The 19596-nt window shown below is 61.4% G+C and carries 16 protein-coding genes; 6 read left to right on the forward strand and 10 right to left on the reverse strand.

Annotation, left to right across the window (positions count from 1 at the left end):
* Positions 1-3: 3 nt before the first annotated feature.
* Positions 4-720: a Crp/Fnr family transcriptional regulator gene (locus tag B7O88_RS00420; protein ID WP_088273211.1), complete on the reverse strand. Its 717-nt coding sequence runs from the start codon at positions 718-720 to the stop codon at positions 4-6.
* A gap of 165 nt (positions 721-885) precedes the next feature.
* On the opposite strand from B7O88_RS00420, the gene B7O88_RS00425 reads away from it, so the two are divergent.
* Positions 886-1659: a class II aldolase/adducin family protein gene (locus tag B7O88_RS00425; RefSeq protein ID WP_088273212.1), complete on the forward strand. Its 774-nt coding sequence runs from the start codon at positions 886-888 to the stop codon at positions 1657-1659.
* A 3-nt stretch (positions 1660-1662) separates the two neighbouring features.
* Positions 1663-2565, forward strand: a complete 903-nt coding sequence (locus B7O88_RS00430) for an alpha/beta fold hydrolase (protein WP_088273213.1) — start codon at positions 1663-1665, stop codon at positions 2563-2565.
* A 16-nt stretch (positions 2566-2581) separates the two neighbouring features.
* On the opposite strand, the gene yaaA is transcribed toward B7O88_RS00430, so the two are convergent.
* The 9 genes from yaaA to B7O88_RS00475 form a co-directional block, all read right to left on the reverse strand.
* Positions 2582-3358 (reverse strand): peroxide stress protein YaaA, encoded by a 777-nt coding sequence (gene yaaA, locus B7O88_RS00435; protein ID WP_088273214.1) that lies wholly within the window; start codon positions 3356-3358, stop codon positions 2582-2584.
* Between the two features lie 268 nt (positions 3359-3626).
* The gene (locus B7O88_RS00440) at positions 3627-5009 is read right to left on the reverse strand and encodes a PhoH family protein (RefSeq protein WP_088273215.1); all 1383 of its coding nucleotides are present in this window, start codon (positions 5007-5009) and stop codon (positions 3627-3629) included.
* 383 nt (positions 5010-5392) lie between these two features.
* A complete protein-coding gene (gene rhlB, locus B7O88_RS00445) occupies positions 5393-6925 on the reverse strand; it encodes an ATP-dependent RNA helicase RhlB (RefSeq protein WP_088273216.1) in 1533 nt (510 codons plus the stop codon).
* A 119-nt stretch (positions 6926-7044) separates the two neighbouring features.
* Positions 7045-7701 (reverse strand): alpha/beta hydrolase, encoded by a 657-nt coding sequence (locus tag B7O88_RS00450; protein WP_088273217.1) that lies wholly within the window; start codon positions 7699-7701, stop codon positions 7045-7047.
* Between the two features lie 111 nt (positions 7702-7812).
* Positions 7813-8379, reverse strand: coding sequence for an elongation factor P-like protein EfpL (gene efpL, locus B7O88_RS00455; protein ID WP_088273218.1), 567 nt, complete (start codon positions 8377-8379; stop codon positions 7813-7815).
* Positions 8380-8461: 82 nt separating this feature from the next.
* Positions 8462-11875, reverse strand: a complete 3414-nt coding sequence (gene mscK, locus B7O88_RS00460) for a mechanosensitive channel MscK (protein ID WP_088273219.1) — start codon at positions 11873-11875, stop codon at positions 8462-8464.
* 164 nt (positions 11876-12039) lie between these two features.
* Positions 12040-13842, reverse strand: a complete 1803-nt coding sequence (locus B7O88_RS00465; protein ID WP_088273220.1) for an acyl-CoA dehydrogenase — start codon at positions 13840-13842, stop codon at positions 12040-12042.
* A gap of 87 nt (positions 13843-13929) precedes the next feature.
* On the reverse strand, positions 13930-14907 hold the full coding sequence (locus B7O88_RS00470) for a serine/threonine protein kinase (protein ID WP_088273221.1): 978 nt from the start codon (positions 14905-14907) through the stop codon (positions 13930-13932).
* A gap of 84 nt (positions 14908-14991) precedes the next feature.
* The gene (locus B7O88_RS00475; RefSeq protein ID WP_228246679.1) at positions 14992-15594 is read right to left on the reverse strand and encodes a ComF family protein; all 603 of its coding nucleotides are present in this window, start codon (positions 15592-15594) and stop codon (positions 14992-14994) included.
* 205 nt (positions 15595-15799) lie between these two features.
* Between B7O88_RS00475 and bioB the strand changes: the two genes are divergently transcribed.
* The 4 genes from bioB to bioC all read left to right on the forward strand — a co-directional run bounded on the left by bioB (position 15800) and on the right by bioC (position 19594).
* Entirely contained in the window at positions 15800-16843 is a 1044-nt protein-coding gene (gene bioB / locus B7O88_RS00480) for a biotin synthase BioB (RefSeq protein ID WP_088273223.1), read from the forward strand.
* Positions 16844-16930: 87 nt separating this feature from the next.
* Positions 16931-18097, forward strand: coding sequence for an 8-amino-7-oxononanoate synthase (bioF, locus tag B7O88_RS00485; protein ID WP_088273224.1), 1167 nt, complete (start codon positions 16931-16933; stop codon positions 18095-18097).
* Positions 18090-18803 (forward strand): alpha/beta fold hydrolase, encoded by a 714-nt coding sequence (locus tag B7O88_RS00490; RefSeq protein ID WP_088273225.1) that lies wholly within the window; start codon positions 18090-18092, stop codon positions 18801-18803. Before bioF ends, B7O88_RS00490 begins: the two co-directional genes overlap by 8 nt.
* A complete protein-coding gene (gene bioC, locus B7O88_RS00495; RefSeq protein WP_088273226.1) occupies positions 18800-19594 on the forward strand; it encodes a malonyl-ACP O-methyltransferase BioC in 795 nt (264 codons plus the stop codon). The genes B7O88_RS00490 and bioC overlap by 4 nt, the downstream gene beginning before the upstream one ends.
* Positions 19595-19596: the final 2 nt, after the last annotated feature.

Here is a 19596-nt window from a genome sequence, read left to right on the forward strand (position 1 = left end):
GCGTCAGTCCTCACTGGGCAGCGGAGCGCCGCTGGCCAGCTGCGTCAGTGCGTCTTCGTCCAGCAGAATGATCTGACCGTACTGAATCTTCAGCCAGCCAAGGCTTTCCAGTCGCTTGAGCAGCTTGTTGATGCTCTGGCGTGAGCTGTTGAGCATCTGGCCGAGCGACTCCTGTGACAGCTGCACACAGGGGCGCCGCCCTTCGTCGTCGGTCTGTCCATAGTTGTGCGCGTGCATCAGCAGGCGCTTGGCCAGCCGTGAGGACAGGGGCAGCAGGGCGCTATCCTCGAGCATCGCAAAGGAAATGCGAATGCGCCGGCAGAGAATGCGCATGAACATCGGATACAGTTCAGGCCGCCGCTCCAGCATTTGATGAAAGGCCGGGCGGGGAATCATCAGCAGCTCGGTCGGGCCGATGGCGACGGTATCATGTGAGCGCGGCAGGCCATCGAACAGCGAGATTTCTCCGAACCAGCTACCGGGGCTCAGAATCGCCAGAATTGCCTCACGGCCGTCCTGACCGATATTGCTGATTCGGGTGCTGCCACTGATCACGCCGTAAAGCCCATCGGGCTGGTCGTCCTTGGCGTAGACAAACTCGCCATCCTGGAGGGTGCGTATGCGAGCCAGCGCCAACAGTTCGTCCAAGACGTCCTGGGGCAATTCTCCAAACCAGCGATTCTGCTGCAACAGCTTGGCCAGCTGCGGGTTGTTGCCCATCTCGGACACTGTAATGTGTTTGACAGTCCGCTTTGCCGTCACCGTCTAGACTCCACTGATACTGAACGTCCCACAGTATGCCGCACGAGCGCTGGGGATGTCCTGTAGCGTCAGCCGCCTGTGCGGGCCCGATTACATTATTCCAACAATAGAGGATTACTCCCCATGAATGCAGTGCATGCTCTGTCCGATATCAGCCTGAAGAACAAGGTCAGCGCCGAGGAGTGGCAGGTACGTGTCGAGTTGGCTGCGGCTTACCGCCTGATTGCCATGTTCGGCTGGGATGATCTGGTCTTCACCCATATCTCTGCCAAGATTCCGGGCACTGAACATTTCCTGATCAACCCCTATGGCCTGATGTTTGAAGAGGTTACCGCGTCGAATCTGGTCAAGATCGACCTGCAGGGCAACAAGATTGAAGACTCGCCCTACAACGTCAACCCGGCCGGCTTCACCATCCACAGCGCCATTCACGAGGTCCGCCACGATGCCAACTGCGTGATGCATACGCATACCGCAGCCGGTATTGCCGTATCTGCTCAGAAGGACGGTATTCTGCCGATCTCTCAGCAGTCGATCTTTGTGCTCAGCAGCCTGGCCTATCACGACTATGAAGGGGTGGCCCTTAATGACGAAGAAAAGCCGCGCCTGCAGGCACATCTGGGTCGCGCCAACAATCTGGTGCTGCGCAATCATGGTCTGCTGACCTGCGGCAAGTCGGTCGCTGATGCCTTCCTGACCATGTATACCCTGCAGCGCTGCTGCGAAATCCAGGTGCGCGCCCAGGCGCAGAATGCCGAGCTGATTCCGATTCCGCAGTCGATTCTGGACGGTGCTGTCGCCTCCATGAAGAAAGTGACCAATGGCGCGGGTGCAGGCATCGCATGGCCGGCGCTGCTGCGCAAGCTGGATCGTGTCAATCCGGGCTACGATGCCTGAGCCGTGTCTGTTACCGGCATTGCCCTGGACGACTGGGTCGCTCAGGGGAAGGTATTCCGTTATCGCGGGCACCAGATTCGCTGGTGGGAAGCAGGGGCGGGTGAGCCGCTCCTGCTGATCCATGGATTCCCCTCCGGCTCCTGGGACTGGCATTACCTCTGGCAGGCGCTTGCCGAACGCTATCGGGTGATCGCGCTGGACATGATTGGCTTTGCCTTTTCCGACAAGCCGCAACATTACCCCTACAGTTTGCTGGACCAGGCCGACCTGCAGCAGGCGCTGATGGCGTCACTCGACATCGCCGAGTACCACGTGCTGGCGCACGATTATGGTGACAGTGTCGCCCAGGAGTTGCTGGCGCGGCACGAGCAGGGGGCGGGTTTTTTACGTTCGCTGTGTTTTCTCAACGGTGGGTTATTTCCCGAGACCCATCACCCTGTGTTGTTGCAGAAGCTGTTGATGAGTCCGATCGGTTCCTTGATCGGGCGTCTCTACAGCCGGGAGCGGATGGCACGCACCTTCGGCAAGGTGTTTGGGCCGCAAACCCAGCCGGATGATCGCGAGCTGGATGCCTTCTGGCGCATGATCGAGTTCAATCGCGGCCCTCGCGTCATGCATCTGCTGATTCGCTATATCGCCGAGCGGCGGGTCAATCGCGACCGCTGGCTTGCTGCCATGCAGCGGACCCGGGTGCCATTGCGGGTGATTGACGGTGCGGTTGATCCGGTATCGGGCGCGCACATGGTGGGACGCTATCGGCAGCTGATTCCGAACCCGGACACCGTGTTGCTGCCGCATATCGGCCACTACCCGCAGGTCGAGGCGCCGGAGCAGGTTTTGCAGCACTATCTGGCGTTTCGCGATCAGCGTGTGAGTGTGACTGCACGAGCAACGACCCCGGCCTGAGCCGGGGTCGTTATATTCAGGCCTGCTCGTCGCGCAGGAACACCAGCTGGTTTTCGCTGCTGCAAGCTGGGTCGAAACGGTAGCCGTCCAGATTGAAATCCTTCAGGCCTTCAGGATCCTGCAGCCGCTCTTTGATGACATAGCGGGCCATCAGCCCACGGGCCTTCTTGGCGTAGAAACTGATGATCTTGTACTGGCCGTTCTTCTGGTCCTTGAACACCGTATCAATGATGCGCGCGTTCAGGGCTTTGGGCTTGACCGCGCCGAAGTACTCCTGCGAGGCCAGGTTGAGCAGTACCTGATCGCCCTGTGCGGCCAGATCCTCGTTCAGCCACTGGCTGATGCGCTCGCCCCAGAAGGCGTACAGATCCTTGCCCCGCGCGTTGGCCAGCTTGGTGCCCATTTCCAGGCGGTAGGGCTGCATCAGGTCGAGCGGGCGCAGCAGGCCATAGAGGCCGGACAGCATACGCAGGTGCTGCTGGGCGAAGGCAAAGTCATCGGCCGAGAAATCTTCCGCGTTGAGTCCTGTGTAGACATCGCCCTTGAACGCCAGCAACGCCTGCTTGGCGTTGTTTGGCGTGCTCTCGCGCTCCCAGCTGCCGTAGCGGGCAACGTTGAGACTGGCCAGCTTGTCCGACAGGGACATCAGTTTGGCGATCTCCTGCGGCGACTTTTCACGCAGCACGTCGATCAGCTCGACGCTGTGCTCGACAAAGCGCGGCTGGGTGTTCTGTTCGATCACCGGGGGCGTGTCGTAATCAAGGGTCTTGGCGGGGGAAATCACCATCAGCATGGGCGTACTCCTGTCAGCTTTAGCCGTGGATTATGCCGCAAACCTGCGCCGCGATGGGTAATGGGTTGGATAGAGATGGGCTATTGGGCTTCGCCGCTTTGCGGCTTCGCAGCTGCAAGCTACAAGCTACAAGCTACAAGCGAAACCGGGGTGAGCCATTGGATACGTTGAGGTTTCTCGATTTATGAAAAACCCGCGTGATCTGACACCACGCGGGTTTTTCTTGCCGCTTGAAGCTTATGGCTTGCAGCTACCGGCCAAAGGCCGGTCAGAGGTGCGTTTCTGCGTACTCGGCCAGTGCGGAGCGCGGTACGCCCTGCAGGTGGATGTGTACACCGTGGGGAAAGTCTTTGAAGCACTCGGTCAGATAAGTGAGGCCTGAGCTGGTGGCGTTGAGGTAAGGGGTATCGATCTGCGCCAGGTTGCCAAGGCAGATCACCTTTGAGCCGTTGCCGGCGCGGGTGATGATGGTCTTGATCTGGTGCGGGGTCAGGTTCTGGCTTTCGTCGATCAGGATGAAGCTTTGCTGGAAACTGCGGCCGCGGATGTAGTTCAGGGATTTGAACTGCAGTGGCACGCGGTCGAGGATGTATTCCACGCTGCCGTGGGTGCTCTCGTCATCCATGTGCAGGGCTTCAAGGTTGTCGGTGATGGCGCCGAGCCAGGGTTCCATCTTCTCTTTTTCGGTGCCGGGCAGAAAACCGATATCTTCGTCCAGACCCTGGGTGCTGCGGGTGGCGATGATGCGGCGGTAGGTCTTGGTGACCATGGTCTGCTCGATGGCCGCGGCCAGCGCGAGAATGGTCTTGCCGGAGCCGGCGGCACCGGTCAGGTTGACCAGGTGGATGTCCGGGTCCATCAGTGCATACATGGCCAGCGCCTGGAAGATATCCCGCGGGCGCAGCCCCCAGCATTCCTGATGCAGCATGGGTTCCTGGTGCAGGTCGCGGATGGTCAGATTGCTGCCGTCGATGCCCTTGACCCAGCCGATAAAGCCCTGATCGTCGATGATGAAGTCGTTGATGTGCAGCGCCGGCAGGTTGTCGGTCAGTTGAACCTGATGCACGGTCTGCCCGGTCAGCTGCCGGGTTTCAACCTTGGCCACCCGCTCCCAGAACGAGCCTTCGATTTCATGGTAACCGCGGGCCAGCAGGGCGATGTCATCGAGCAACTGGTCGGTGTGGTAGTCCTCCGCGTCAATGCCGCAGGCGCGTGCCTTCAGACGCATGTTGATGTCCTTCGACACCAGCACGATGCGGTCATCGGGATGCTGACTTTGCAGCTGACAGAGCTGGTTGATGATCTTGTTGTCGTTAAGGTCGTTGGGCAGGCAGTGGGCGGGAATCGGGGCCTTGTCCATGAGGATGGCAAGGGTGCCGTTAGGGCCGAGCTTGCCACGCTCGATGGCGACGCCCTGTTCTACCTGATCGGGTGGTGCGTCTCCCAGGGTTTTGTCGATCAACCTGATGGCCTGGCGACAGTCTGCTGCGGTGCTGGATTTGCCGGATTTGAGTTTGTCGAGTTCTTCCAGAACGGTCATCGGGATGATGACGTGGTGTTCTTCGAAGTTGAGCAGTGCGTTGGGATCGTGAATGAGTACGTTGGTATCAAGAACGTAGAAGGTGTGCTCGGTCGGTCCGCACGCTTCCATATGCTGTACCTCGCAGTGCCGGTGACGCGACTGTATCAGGCAGCATTGGCTGCGCCTGGCAGTCCACTGGGCCGGCTCGCACAGCACTCGGGTATCAAGGGATTACCACGACGGCGTGGACCGGTTGATCGAGGTATAGCGTAAACAGAATGACCTTCACAAGCGCGAATAACCGAAGCGTTAAAAAAAGTTTGAAACTGACCAAAGGGGCTGGGCAGGGGGCAAAAAGGCGGGATATAGTCATTGGCCCGGCCACTGAAAAGTGGCCGTTTTTTTTGCCCGAATGGTCAGGTTTTATGGCTGCGGGTATTACGTAGGGACGCGACATGCCGCGTCCGCAAAGGGGGCACGCGGACACAGCATGCTGTGTCCCTGCGGCTGGGTCAGTGGCGACCCTGTGGACGACCGCCACCGCGGCGGCTGTTGCTGCCAGCCGAGCGACGGCGGGCTGCCGCAGCGGCTTCAGCCTGTTCGGCTTCATTGGCGTCAGTAGCGGCTTTTTCTTCAGCACTCTGCTCGCGCTTGGGCACTGGCTTGAGCAGGTGCTCTTCCGGCGGCACACACTCCAGCTTGTTACCCAGCAGCTCTTCGATCGGCGGCACCTGGAAGGCGTCGTCTTCACCTGCCAGACTGATGGAAGTGCCCTTGGCGCCAGCGCGGCCGGTACGGCCGATGCGGTGGACGTAGTCTTCCGGGTCTTCCGGCAGGGTGTAGTTCACCACGTGGCTGATGCCATCGATGTGAATGCCGCGACCGGCGACATCGGTGGCGACCAGCACCCGCAACTTGCCGGTCTTGAAGTTCTCCAGGGTGCGCACTCGCTTTTGCTGCGGCACATCGCCGGACAGCTGGGCGGCGTTGATGCCGTCGCGCATCAGGCGCTCCTGCACCCGGCGCACCTCATCCTTGCGGTTGGCGAACACCATGACCCGGTCCAGTTCCAGCTGGGTGATCAGGTTGTAAAGCACCTTGTACTTGTCGCGACCGGCGACCGCGTAGACTTTCTGGGTCACGTTCTCGGAGGCGGGGCGTTCGGGCTCGATCTCGACGACCGCCGGTTCATGTGTCCACTGGCGGGCGAGGTTCATCACGTCGTCGCTGAAGGTGGCGGAGAACAGCAGGGTCTGGCGGTCGCCCTTGCGCGGGGTCTGGCGAATGATCTGGCGTACCTGCGGGATGAAGCCCATGTCGAGCATCCGATCGGCTTCGTCGAGGATCAGCACTTCGATCAGATCAAGGTGCACCTCGCCGCGATTGCAGAAGTCGAGCAGCCGGCCTGGCGTGGCGACCAGGATGTCGCAATAGCGCTGTTCCAGCTGCTTGAGCTGCTTGTCGAAGTCCATACCACCGACGAAGGTCATCACGTTCAGCGGGCAGTGCTTGGTCAGGCCCTCGGCGTCGCTGGCAATCTGCATGACCAGTTCGCGGGTCGGTGCGATGATCAGCGCCCGTGGCTCGCCCATAAAGCGCTCGTCCGGCGGCGGTGTTTCCAGTAATTGGGTGATGGTGGAGACCAGGAAGGCAGCGGTTTTGCCGGTGCCGGTCTGGGCCCGGCCGATCGCGTCGTGGCCGCGCAGGGTGCTGCCCAGTACGGCGGCCTGAATCGGGGTGCAGTAGCTGAACCCTTGGTCCTGAATGGCGTGCATCAGGCTGTCAGGCAGCGGGAAGTCGTGGAAGCGGGTTTTACCTTCGGCCGGTGGAACCTGAAAGTCATTGATGCTCCAGGGCTTGACCGGGGCCGCAGGTGGTTTGGCCGGCCGCTTGCGATCACGGTTGCGCGGCTTGCGTTCGCGGTTTGCGGTATCGTTCTGCTGGGGCGCGGGAGTGGGCGCTGCTGCCTGACGGTGCGTGGTGTCGGCCGCTTTCGGCGCCGGCTCTTCTGGCTTGCTAATCAGCTTTTTCAGTGCTTTGAGCAAAGGTTTTCTCGACTGCGTGGAAATTGAACGTCAGGCAGTGTAAAGCAAGGCCGCGCGTTCGCGAAGCCTTGCGGTTGTTTTTTGAACAGGTGCGGAGGCTTGGATGATCCCTAAGCGGCTCAAAGTCCGAGGCGTTCGACCAACCAGCGACGGATGTCGGCGATTTCGTCCATGCAGACCTCGTGCGCCATCGGGTATTCGTACCAGCGGGTCTGGTGGCCGGCGGCCTGCATCAGGTCATGGGCTTCGCGGCCCATCGCCAATGGCAGCACGTCATCAAAACGGCCGTGTGCGCAGAACAGCTCCAGCGGTTGGCGGGCCGGGTGTTGCTCGAGCAGCAGGTCCAGTCCCGGCCCGTAGGTGGATAGCGCCATCACACCGCCAAGCGGCAGCTCGCTGCTGACAGCGGTGCAGAGCACAACCGCGCCGCCCTGGGAGAACCCGGCGAGAATGATGTTTTCCAGCGCAATGCCCTGGGCGCATTGTTCGTCGATCAGCTGACGTACCAGGGCAACGGCCTCATCCAGATGACTCTGGTTGATTGCCCGGGCTGGCGACATGCCGAGGATGTCGTACCAGCAGGGCATCGGGAACCCGCCGTTGATGGTGACCGGCCGGGTCGGTGCCTGTGGAAAAATGAAGCGGATGGCATGATCGGCGGGCAGTTGCAGGGCCTCGACTACCGGCACGAAATCGTAGCAGTCGGCGCCCAGACCGTGCAGCCAGATGACGCTGCGGGTGGCGGGCGTGGCGGGTTCGATGATGTGCGGTGACATGCGGGCTCCTTGCGATAAAGGGAATTCGGACGCCCTTTATACTGCTGTGCGAAGCCAATACCAAGTGTGAGTGCAGCCCACCGGCTGGCAGACTGCAGGCTGGCAGGCTGCTCAGGCGCGGGACATGAACTTGCCGGATTCGGTGTTGATACGCAGCACCTCGCCGGTTTCCAGATACTCGGGGATCTGGATTTCCAGGCCGGTGGCAAAGCGCGCAGTCTTGGTGCGTGCGCTGGCGGACGAGCCCTTGATGGCCGGCGGCGTTTCCTCGATGGCCATCTCCACTACCGCGGGTAGTTCGATACCCACCAGGTTGCCCTCAACCAGCAGGCCATACAGGCCTTCGATGCCGTCATGCAGGTAAGGCAGCTGATCTTCCAACTGGTCGGCGGTCAGGGTGAACTGGGCGAAGTCTTCGTTATCCATGAAGGTGTAGCCGTCCGCGTCCAGGTAGAGGAACTGAACCGGGCGCTTCTGGAAGTCGATAAAGGTCAGGACGTCGTCGCCGGTAAAACTCTGATCGAGCTTCTGCTTGGTCTGGACGTGGTTGAAGCGCACCTTGTAGAGCGTCGTGCCGCTGCGCGAGGAGGGGCTTTTCACCTCGATCTGGCTGACGATGTACGGCTGGTTGTTGATCTGGACGATATGGCCTTTTTTCAGTTCGGCAGCTTTGGGCATGGCGGCGCACTCAGGGGATGAAAACGAGGCGCTATTCTGCCCGCAGCCGCTGCACCTCGGCAAGCGGCTGCGGGGGCCGTGATCAGCGGTCTGTCGGTGCGTCGGGGGTATTGCCTGTCCCGCTCTGATCGGCCGGTGTGATCGGGTCTTTGCTGGTGCCGGCTGCCGGCGACGGCCTGGAACCGGAGGCCGAATCGCCTTCGATACGATAGCTGTGCACCAGCTTCTCAAGGCCCGCGCTGCTGCGCAGATTGACGTCGAGCTGGCGGAAGGCGATTTCGATACCGTGCTCCTTGAAACGACGGTCGATTTCGCGGTTGATCTCGTCAATCGCCATATTGCGATCGGCCAGCTCCTTCACATGCACTCGCAGTTCGTGGTCCAGCGTGCTTTCCCCGAAATTGAGGAAGAACACCAAAGGCTCCGGGTCCTTCAGAACGCGGCTGTTGGATTGGGCGATCTGCATCAGCAGCTCGCGTACCAGTTGGACGTCTGAACCGTAGGCCACACCGACCTTGATGATCACTCGGGTAATAGTGTCCTGCAGCGACCAGTTGATAATCTGCTCGGTGACGAAGTTCTTGTTTGGAACAATGATTTCCTTGCGGTCGAAATCGGTAATGGTGGTTGCGCGAATGCGGATTCGGTTGATGGTGCCTGACAGCGGGCCGATGGTGACTACGTCACCAATGCGCACCGGGCGCTCGAACAGGATGATCAGGCCGGAGATGAAGTTGGCGAAGATTTCCTGCAGACCAAAGCCCAGGCCCACACCGAGGGCGGCAACCAGCCATTGCAGCTTGTCCCAGCTGACCCCGAGCGTTGATAACGAGGACACCAGACCGAAACCGACGATGATATAGCTGAGCAGGGTGGTAATGGCATAACTGCTGCCCTGGCGCAGCTCCAGTCGCGAGAGCACAAGGATTTCCAGCAGGCCGGGCAGGTTGCGCGCCAGGGTAATGGTCAGAATGATGGTGACCAGTGCGCCGAGGATATCACCAACGCTGATCGGCACCGCTTCGCCGGCATTCAGGCCGGTGCCCTCGTAGTGCCACAGGGTCACGGACTCCAGATACGAGGTGGCGCTGATCAGGTCAGCCCAGGTGAAGTACAGCGCGAGGGCAAACGTCAGCAACAGGGTCAGTTTGGCGAGTCGTAACGACTGCTGATTGATCTGCTGCAGATTCATTTCCGGGATGTCGACCGCGGTCTCGGTGTCGCTTTGCCCTTCGCGTGCCTGGGCTGCCTGCCGTTTGCTGATGGCGCGCTGATAGGCCAGTCTGCGCCCGGCAACGTTAAGGTTGCGCACCACGGTACCCTCGACCAGCATCCAGAGCACGATCAGATACAGGCTGTCGATGAAACGCTCGGCCAGCTTGACCGCCGTGTAGTGGTAACCCATGGCGGTCATGCCTGCCAGCGCCAGCGGTGCGAGGATCAGCAGGCTGGCGGCGACAAAATGGACCACCCGAGAGCTGTAGAGGGGCTGGCTGCGGAGCATGAAGCGGCCGAGCAGCAATGACAGCGCGATCATGCCGATCAGCATGCCTGTGCGCCCTATCGGATCGGTGCCGGTGTAGTCGGGCATGGAGCCATGCAGGCCAAGCATCAGCACCAGCGGTATCAGAATCCAGGCGACGTTGCGCACCAGTTTGCGCAGACGATGGACCAGATCGTCGTCCCAGTGGAAGTGACGGGTGGCAATGCCATGGGGGTCGAACACCCGGTACAGCATGTGCAGGACGAACCAGGCCAGCGCCAGCTTGAGCATGCCGATGCCGAGCACCGGCGCACTTTGCTCGCTGTCCAGGCGCAGCAGCAGACCTGCGCCGGCCAGCAGTGCTGGCATCGGACTGACCAGCAGCGCTGTCAGCAGCAGCGCTCGGGGCGTATGCCACTGGCTGTCTCGGCGAAAATGCCCGACCTCGTCGTGCAGGGTGTCGAGGCTGCTGCGCAGTCGTGGCTTGCGCCAGATGTACAGGGCCAGTAAAAGCAGGGTGCCCAGGCACCAGAACAGATGGCGTTTGGCAGCGTCCAGCAGATTTTCCCACTGGCGGGGCAGGTTCATGCTGTCGATCTGGTGAGCTACTTCGCCTGGCAGGCTGGTCAGCCAACTGCGTTCAATGGGGCGGCTGCTGGCCACCCAGAACAGCTGGTCGTCGATGGTGCGTTTGAGGTCGCTGCTGAGCTGCTGCAGCTGCCGCTGGTTGATCTGCAGGGTGATAGCCAGATTGATCAGGCTATTGATATTACCGTTTAGCTGCTCGACCAGCGTGATCCGGGCGTTGACCATCTTTTCCAGCTCCGGGCGCAGTGTGTCGCGTTGACGAGCGGGGATCTTCAGCAGCAGGTCGTTGAGGTAGGTGTCCGGGCTGGCCAGGCTTTGTGCCTGCTGGTTGAGCTCGAACTGGCGCAGACGCAGGTCGGCGATCTGGTCTGGCAGATCGGTATCAATGTCTACCCGGGGCAGCTCGTTCTTCTGCTTGTGCAGAATGCGCGACAGCAGCAGGCTGCCTTCAAGCACTTCGATCTGTTGCTCCAGGGCCTTGTCGATCTGACTCAGGTGCTCGGTCTGCTGCTTGGTTTCAATGTTCTGACGGGTCAGCACGCCGAGCTGCCTGGTTGCGTTCAGCAACTCCTCGCTCAACTGCCGGTTGATGCTGCTCTGGCCCTGCAGCACCTTGTTCTGGCTGGCCTCCTCCGGCAGGGTGGCATCGCTGACGGCCTTTTCCGACACCGACTGGCGCTTGTCATTGATGACGGTCTGCAGCAGCGAGATGTCGTCTTCAATTTTGCGTATCTGCAGGGTCAGCAGGTTTTTTTGCTGGGTGGCCAGATCCTGCAGCACGTTGTTGCCAGCCAGTCGCTGACGCAGCAGCTCACTGTCTGCATTCAGGTACTCCAGTTCTGCCTGCAACAAGGCGATGCGCGCGCGCGTGAGCGTGGTCGGTGCCAGACGTTGCTGGGTGCGCAGCTGCTCATTCAGTTGCTGGCTGCGGCGCTGGTTGTCGGATACGCTGGCCTGGGTACGTTCCGGCCGGGTCTGGGCGGCAATCAGCTGGCCATTGACGCCGGTCAGCTCGTTCTGCCAGGTGAACATCTGATTGACCTTGTCGCTGAGCAGGGTTTCCAACTGATCCAGCGCCTGACGCTCCAGTACCGCACGTTGCAGGCTGTCGTCGTTCCTGGCCAGACGATTGTGCTCGGCACGGACACTCTGGGTCTGGCGCGGGGCGTCGGCGATCTGCTCCTGCAGGGCCTTTTGTTCCTCCAGGGTCTGGCGCGTCTGCCTCAGAAACCCCTGGGTGCTCTGCTGCAGATCGGCCAGCTCACGCTTTTCTGCTTCCGGCAGATTGCTGTTGTTGGTGCTTTCGATCTCTGCTGTGAGGCTTTCAATCCGTTGATCCAGATCGGCGGTCAGCTGAGTGTCCTGAGCCCATCCCAGCGGGCTGAGCAGCAGGCAGCCCAGCAGCACTATCGCGCGTAGCGGCATGGTGGTGTTCCTGAATGAGTCTGTGCGCAAGGTTAGCCCTCCTGCTGCCGATTGGGAAGCTGACCACCTGGGTAGTTGCGTGTTCCCCAAAGGGTTAAAACGCAGCAGGCCACCCGAAGGTGGCCTGCTGGGATGCCGCAAGCGGCAGGGAGGTCACTGGTCGATCAGAACCAGGCGTCCTGCATGTCATAGCAGGTCAGATCGCGGTTTTCCAGCACGTTCAGGTCGTGGTGGCAGGACGGCACTTCCCAGCGCAGGAAGTAGCGGGCGGCCTGCAGCTTGCCCTGATAGAACGCGGTGTCGGCCGCGTTACCGGTGGCCAGTCCCTGTTGAGCCTTGACTGCCTGTTCCAGCCAGCGCCAGCCGATCACCATGTGACCGAACGCCTTGAGGTACAGTGCCGAGTTGGCCAGCGCCTCGTTGACCTTGCCCTGACCCATGTCACCGAGCAGTGCCATGGTGACGCTGCCGATGTGGGCGTGCAGTTTTTCCAGCGGCTCGCGCAGATCGTTCAGTTCGCTGTATTCGGCAGCGCGCTTGCAGCAGCTCTGAATCAGACCGGACAGCTGCTTGAGCGCGGCGCCCCCGTTCATGGTCACCTTGCGGGCCAGCAGGTCGAGCGACTGGATACCGTTGGTGCCCTCGTGGATCGGGTTCAGGCGATTGTCGCGATAGTACTGCTCGACCGGGTACTCACGGGTATAGCCGTGACCACCAAGAATCTGGATCGCCAGTTCGTTGGCCTTGAGGCAGTAGTCGGAGGGCCAGGCCTTGACGATCGGCGTCAGCAGGTCCAGCAGTTCCAGCGCGTTCTTGCGCTGTTCCTCGGTTTCCAGGGTTTCGGTATCGTCGAATACGCGGGCAGCGTACAGACCCAGGTCAAAGGCGCCTTCAACATAGGCTTTCTGGGCCAGCAGCATGCGCTTGACGTCGGCGTGTTCGATGATCGAGACCTGCGGTGCATTCGGGTTCTTGCCGTCGGGCAGGCGGCCTTGCGGGCGTTCGCGAGCGTAGTTAAGCGAGTACAGGTAGCCAGCGTAGCCGAGCATCACCGCGCCCATGCCAACGCCGATGCGCGCCTCGTTCATCATCTGGAACATGTAGGACAGGCCGTGATGTGGCTTGCCGACCAGATAGCCGACGCAATTATCCTTGTCGCCGAAGTTCAGTGCGGTTGAGGTCGTGCCGCGCCAGCCCATCTTGTGGAACAGGCCAGCTAGGGTCACGTCGTTGCGCTCGCCGAGGGTACCGTCTTCGTTGACCAGGAACTTGGGTACGATGAACAGCGAGATGCCTTTGACGCCGGGCGGCGCGTCGGGCAGCTTGGCCAGCACCATGTGGACGATGTTCTCGGACAGCGGGTGATCGCCACCGGAGATAAAGATCTTGTTGCCCTTGAGTCGATAGCTGCCGTCAGCGGCAGGCTCGGCCTTGGTGCGGATGTCGGACAGCGAGGAGCCGGCGTGTGGCTCGGTCAGCGCCATGGTGCCGAAGAAACGACCTTCGATCATCGGCTGCAGGTAGCGCTGTTTCTGCTCCTCGGTGCCGAAACTCTCGATCAGGTTGGCGGCGCCCATGGTCAGCATGGCGTAGGACGAGGTTCCTGCGTTGGCCGACTGGAAATGGGCAAAGCAGGCCTGCGACAGCAGGTTCGGCATCTGCATGCCGCCCTGTTCAAAGGTGCGGGTCGCGTTCAGAAAGCCCGCTTCGAGGAAGGCGTCGACCGCCGGTTTGACTTCCGGGATCAGCTCTGCGGCGCCGTTGACGTATTTGGGCTCGTTCTCGTCGCTCTTGCGGTTGTGTGGTGCGAACAGCTTTTCCGCGATGGTGCGGGCAGTACCGATGGCCGCGTCGAAGGTCTCGCGGTTGTGATCGGCAAAGCGCGGGCGCTTGGTCAGCGCTTCGGCGTCCAGCACTTCATAGAGTTCAAACGCCAGGTTGCGTTGGTCAATCAGCAGTTCGGACATGGTTCTCACCTCTATAGGAATCGCGGGGCAGTGTATTGAGTCACTTCCGGCCAGGGAATGGCCATTGATGGCTTTTATATCCGCAAATCAGAACAGACGAAGCGCAGGCTCGTCCAACGCGGCGCGCTGCTCGCGCAGGGTCAGGATCTGGTCGGCCCAGTAACGTTCCTGGGCGAACCAGGGGAAGTGCATGGGAAAGGCCGGGTCCTCCCAGCGGCGTGCCAGCCAGGCACTGTAGTGCACCAGCCGCAGGCTGCGCAGTGGCTCAATCAGGGCCAGTTCGGACGGATTGAAATCGTGGAATTCGTTGTAGCCGTCAATCAGCTCGGATAGTTGCGCCTGACGCTGATCGCGCTCACCCGATAGCACCATCCACAGATCCTGCATCGCCGGACCCATGCGGCAGTCATCCAGATCGACCATATACAGGCTGTCGTCGCGCCACAGCAGGTTGCCGACGTGCAGATCGCCATGCAGGCGAATCTGCTTGGCCGGATGCGCCTGGAGTTGCTGTTTTACCACCTGCAGCAGATCTTCGGCGACCGAGAAGTAGGCGGGTTGCAGGCTGGCAGGCACCACATTGGCGCTGCGCAGGTAATCCAGACTGTCCCCGCCGAAGCTTTGCCAGTCGAGGGTCGGCCGGTGCTCGAAGGGGCGCATCGAACCGACCGCATGCAGGCGGCCGATCAGGCGACCGAGCATCAGCAGATGGTCGGGATCGTCGAACTCGGGGGCGTGGCCACCAAACCGGCGGAACAGGCTGAAGCGAAACCCGGCATGCTCGAACAGCGTGCGGCCGTCGATCTGCTCTGGGGCAATCACCGGGATCTCGCGTTCAGCCAGTTCAAGACTGAAGGTATGCTCCTCGAGAATCGCCTCATCGCTCCAGCGGTCCGGTCGATAGAACTTGGCGATCAGCGGTGCGGCGCCTTCTATGCCGACCTGAAATACCCTGTTTTCGTAACTGTTCAGGGTCAGGATGCGCGCATCAGAGAGATAGCCAAGCGATTCGACCGCGTCCAGCACGGTGTCAGGGGTGAGGGTAGAAAAGGGATGGCTGGACATGGTGGTCGACTCGGAGCAAGCACGTGATTGTGACCGCACAGGGTAACAGGTGTTGACCGTGGAATCGCTCGTTACAGACGGGTTTCAGGGCGTGCGGGCGACGCACCAGACCTGAACCGATGCGGCGCCGGCCTTGAGCAGTGTTTGGCTGGCCTCACTCAGCGTCACGCCGGTGGTCATGACGTCGTCGATCAGTGCCAGGTGCTTGCCTTGCAGGTGCTCAGGCCTTGGGCAGCTGAACGCACCGCGCAGATTCTGGCGCCGTGCTTTGGCGTCCAGGCCCTGCTGCGGCAGGGTTGACCGGGTGCGTTCCAGCAGCTCGGGTCGACAACGGAGTTGGGTGCGTCTGGCAATATCGCGCGCCAGCTCGCAGGCCTGATTGTAGCCACGCTGAGCCTGCCGCTTGCGGTGCATGGGCACTGGCAGCAGCAGGTCGGGGCAGGGGGCAATGTCTTGCTGCAGCCAATCCGCCGCCGCTTCGGCAAGTAGCTGCCCGAGCAGGCGGCCAATGCTGGTCTGGCCATGGTACTTGAACGCGGGAATCAGGCTGTCAACCGGGAAGCGGTAGATCAGTGGTGCCAGCGCGTGACTGAATGGCGGGGGGGCATTCAGGCAGCGCCCGCATTGCTGCGCCGGGTGCGGCAAGGGCAGGGCACAGCGTTGGCAGCAGGCCTGTTGCCAGGGCAAGTCAGCCTCGCAGCCACCGCACAGTTGCGTGTCCGGATGCGGGTTGCTGCCAAGGCAGAGTATGCATTGCGTAGATAGATTGTTTTTTATCCAGATGTAAACCTGTTTCTTTTTAAAAGGTTGACAGTCTCCGTGCCGTCGTTATGATGCTCGGCAGACTAGGAACCCGCCCGGTTCCCTTGCCAATTCGAAGGGACAAGACCCCATGACTGCATCCGTGACCCGCCACGACTGGACTCTGGCAGAAGTGCTGGAGCTGTTCAATCAGCCGTTCAACGATCTGCTGTTTCACGCACAGACCGTGCATCGCCAGCATTTCGACCCTAATCGGGTGCAGGTCTCCACGCTGCTGTCGATCAAGACCGGCGCGTGTCCGGAAGACTGCAAGTACTGTCCGCAGTCCGGTCATTACAACACCGGTCTGGACAAGGAAAAGCTGATGGAGGTCGAGAAGGTGCTCAAGGCAGCGGCTGATGCCAAGGCTATTGGTTCCACCCGCTTCTGCATGGGCGCGGCCTGGAAACATCCGTCTGCCAAGGACATGCCCTATGTGCTGAAGATGGTCGAGGGCGTCAAGGCGCTGGGCATGGAAACCTGCATGACCCTGGGCAAGCTGAGCAAGGAGCAAACCCAGGCGCTGGCCGAAGCCGGGCTGGACTACTACAACCACAACCTCGATACCTCACCCGAGTTCTACGGCAACATCATCACCACCCGGACCTACGCCGACCGGCTGGAAACCCTGTCGCACGTGCGCGATTCCGGCATGAAAATCTGCTCGGGCGGCATTCTCGGGATGGGCGAGTCGCTTCAGGATCGCGCGGGTCTGCTGATCCAGCTGGCCAACCTGCCGGAGCACCCGGAGAGCGTGCCGATCAATATGCTGGTCAAGGTGCAGGGTACCCCGCTGGCGGACGAGAAGGATGTTGACCCCTTTGACTTCATCCGCATGCTGGCCGTTGCCCGCATCATGATGCCCAAATCTCACGTGCGTTTGTCTGCCGGCCGCGAGCAGATGAATGAGCAGATGCAATCGCTGGCCTTCTTGGCCGGCGCCAATTCCATCTTTTATGGAGAGAAGCTCCTGACCACCGGTAACCCGCAGGCCGACAAGGACATGCAGCTGTTCGCCCGTCTCGGCATCAAGCCGGAGGAGCGCCAGGAGCACGCGGACGAGGTGCATCAGGCGGCGATTGAGCAGGCGCTGATCGAACAGCGGGACAGCAAGCTGTTTTATTCGGCCGTCTGACGACGGCAGCCTCAAGCCATAAGCTGCAAGCCTCAAGCGAGCGCTGATGTGGCTTGAAGCTTGCTGCTTGCCGCTTGGAGCTTTTTTATGTCTTTCGATCTTTCTGCACGCCTCACCGAGCGCCGCGCTGCGCATCTGTACCGTCAGCGTCCCCTGCTGCAAACGCCACAAGGGGTGGAGGTGCAGGTCGATGGTGAGCAGTTGCTCAGTTTCTGCAGCAACGACTACCTGGGTCTTGCCAATGATCCGCGAATAAACGAGGCGTTCGTCGAGGGTGTGCGGCAGTGGGGTACCGGTGGAGGTGCGTCGCACCTGGTGACCGGTCACTCCGGCGCCCATCATGCGCTGGAAGAGGCGTTGGCCGAGTTTACCGGCCGGCCACGGGCCTTGCTGTTGTCCAGCGGCTATATGGCCAATATGGGTACGGTTACGGCGCTGGTGGGGCAGGGCGATACCGTGCTGGAAGATCGGCTCAATCACGCCTCTTTGCTGGATGCCGGGCTGCTCAGTGGTGCGCGCTTCTCGCGGTATCTGCATAACGATGCCGGCAGCCTGCGCGGGCGGCTGAGCAAGGCTCAGGGCAATACGCTGGTGGTGACCGATGGCGTGTTCAGCATGGACGGTGACCTGGCCGACTTGCCCGCGCTGTGCGCTGTCGCAGCGGACGCCAATGCCTGGATGATGGTGGATGATGCCCACGGTTTTGGCTGTCTCGGCGCCCAGGGTGGCGGCATTGTTGAATATTTCGGCTTGTCGATCGACCAGGTGCCGGTGCTGGTCGGCACCCTCGGCAAGGCGTTTGGCACTGCCGGCGCCTTTATTGCCGGCAGCGAAGAACTGGTCGAAACCCTGATCCAGTTTGCCCGTCCCTACATCTATACCACCAGCCAGCCACCCGCCGTTGCCCATGCCACATTGACCAGCCTGCAACTGGTGCGCGAAGAGCACTGGCGCCGTGACCAACTGGCGGCGCTGATCAGCCGTTTTCGGGCTGGAGTCACCTCGCTCGGGCTTGAGCTGATGGATAGCCCGACGCCGATTCAGCCGATAGTGGTGGGCACCAGCGAGCGGGCGCTGGCGCTGTCGGCTGCGCTGCGCGCGCGCGGCCTGCTTGTGACTGCCATTCGCCCGCCGACCGTACCGCAGGGCACCGCCAGACTGCGTGTTACCCTCAGCGCCGCGCATACCGAACAACAGGTTGACCGCTTGCTCGATGCGCTCGGGCAGGCACACAAGGAACTGAACGATGAATAACCTTACGTTACTGCCCGGCTGGGCGCTGGCCGCCAGCAACCTGCTGCCGTTGCAGCAGGCGTTGCACGAGCGGCTGCCCGACCTGACTGTGCAGCTGGCGGAGTTGCCGCCGCGGCTGCAGATGTCGACCCTCGAGCCGGACCTGACGGCGCTGGCCGAGGCCTTGCCGGCTGGCTGGCTGGCCGGCTGGTCGCTGGGCGGCATGCTGGCAGTGCAGCTGCAGCGCCGCTTCCCGGAGCGCTTCTTTGGCGTCATCACCATCGCCAGCAATGCCTGCTTTGCGGCGCGCAATGGCTGGCCTCATGCGATGCCGGTCGATACCTTCAAGGCCTTCCTGGCTGATGCCCGCGAGCAACCCGAGCGCATTCTCAAGCGCTTTTCCCTGCTGGTAACGCAAGGTGGCGAGAACGCCCGGGAACTGAGCAAGCAGTTGCAGTGGAGCGATGCCGATCCGCTGCAACGTCTCAACCAGCTGGCGCTGCTCGGCGTTATTGATAACCGCATCCCTCTGCAGCGTTGTGCGCAACCGGTACTGCACTGCCTCGGTGGTAACGACGCGCTGGTGCCTGCGGCCGTGGAATCGGACCTGCTGGCGCTCAATGGCAATGCCCGGGTGAGGATGCTGCCGCAGGGCAGTCATGCCCTGCCGCTGGAAGCGCCTCTCTGGCTGGCGGGTGAAATCGCCGAGTGGCTGGAAGCGCAATGACTGCCGAGGTGATCGACAAGCAGGCCGTTGCCGCCTCGTTCAGCCGGGCGGCGGCAACCTACGATCAGGTCGCCGAGCTGCAGCGTAGCGTCGGCAGCAATCTGCTGGCGCGCTTGCCCGAGAGCCTGGAGGTCGAGCGTCTGGCCGATCTGGGCTGCGGAACCGGATACTTTACCCGTGCACTGAACGCCCGCTTCGGGCAGCCGGTGCTGGGGCTGGACATCGCCGAGGGCATGCTCCGCTATGCCCGCGCCCAGGGGCCGGTATCCTCGAGCTGGATTGCTGCCGATGCGGAGGCGTTGCCGTTACGTGCAGACTCTCGGCAGTTGCTGTTTTCCAGCCTTGCGTTGCAATGGTGCCCGGATCTCTCGCAGGCGCTGAAGGAGGCCCTGCGGGTGCTGGAGCCGGGTGGTCTTATCGCTTTCAACACGTTGGTTGAAGGCACGCTGCAGGAGCTGCGCGACGCCTGGCAAGCAGTCGATGGCTACGTGCACGTCAATCGCTTCATGCCGCTGGCGCAGTTGCAGCAGATACTGGCTGATGCGGGCTTTGCCCGTTGGCGCTGCGAGGTCGAAACCCATGTCCTGCACTACCCGCAGCTCAGCGGGCTTACCCATGAACTCAAGGCGCTCGGCGCCCACAATCTGAATGCCGGCCGTCCCGGAGGCCTGACCGGGAGAGCCAGATTGCGGGCACTGACCGCAGCCTATGAAACTTTCCGCCAGCCGGCGGGTTTGCCAGCGACCTATCAGGTCGCCCAGATCATTCTGCATAAAGGCCAGCAGGCCTGAGG

Source organism: Halopseudomonas aestusnigri (genome assembly GCF_002197985.1).
GTDB classification, from domain to species: domain Bacteria; phylum Pseudomonadota; class Gammaproteobacteria; order Pseudomonadales; family Pseudomonadaceae; genus Halopseudomonas; species Halopseudomonas aestusnigri.

Bases quoted from the DNA above. Each gene is read 5' to 3' on its own strand.
- B7O88_RS00425 (WP_088273212.1), top strand. From the start codon at position 886: ATGAATGCAGTGCATGCTCTGTCCGATATCAGCCTGAAGAACAAGGTC.
- bioB (WP_088273223.1), top strand. From the start codon at position 15,800: ATGACTGCATCCGTGACCCGCCACGACTGGACTCTGGCAGAAGTGCTG.
- B7O88_RS00470 (WP_088273221.1), bottom strand. From the start codon at position 14,907: ATGTCCAGCCATCCCTTTTCTACCCTCACCCCTGACACCGTGCTGGAC.
- B7O88_RS00490 (WP_088273225.1), top strand. From the start codon at position 18,090: ATGAATAACCTTACGTTACTGCCCGGCTGGGCGCTGGCCGCCAGCAAC.
- bioC (WP_088273226.1), top strand. From the start codon at position 18,800: ATGACTGCCGAGGTGATCGACAAGCAGGCCGTTGCCGCCTCGTTCAGC.
- yaaA (WP_088273214.1), bottom strand. From the start codon at position 3,358: ATGCTGATGGTGATTTCCCCCGCCAAGACCCTTGATTACGACACGCCC.
- efpL (WP_088273218.1), bottom strand. From the start codon at position 8,379: ATGCCCAAAGCTGCCGAACTGAAAAAAGGCCATATCGTCCAGATCAAC.
- mscK (WP_088273219.1), bottom strand. From the start codon at position 11,875: ATGCCGCTACGCGCGATAGTGCTGCTGGGCTGCCTGCTGCTCAGCCCG.
- B7O88_RS00420 (WP_088273211.1), bottom strand. From the start codon at position 720: ATGGGCAACAACCCGCAGCTGGCCAAGCTGTTGCAGCAGAATCGCTGG.
- bioF (WP_088273224.1), top strand. From the start codon at position 16,931: ATGTCTTTCGATCTTTCTGCACGCCTCACCGAGCGCCGCGCTGCGCAT.
- B7O88_RS00440 (WP_088273215.1), bottom strand. From the start codon at position 5,009: ATGGAAGCGTGCGGACCGACCGAGCACACCTTCTACGTTCTTGATACC.
- B7O88_RS00465 (WP_088273220.1), bottom strand. From the start codon at position 13,842: ATGTCCGAACTGCTGATTGACCAACGCAACCTGGCGTTTGAACTCTAT.
- B7O88_RS00450 (WP_088273217.1), bottom strand. From the start codon at position 7,701: ATGTCACCGCACATCATCGAACCCGCCACGCCCGCCACCCGCAGCGTC.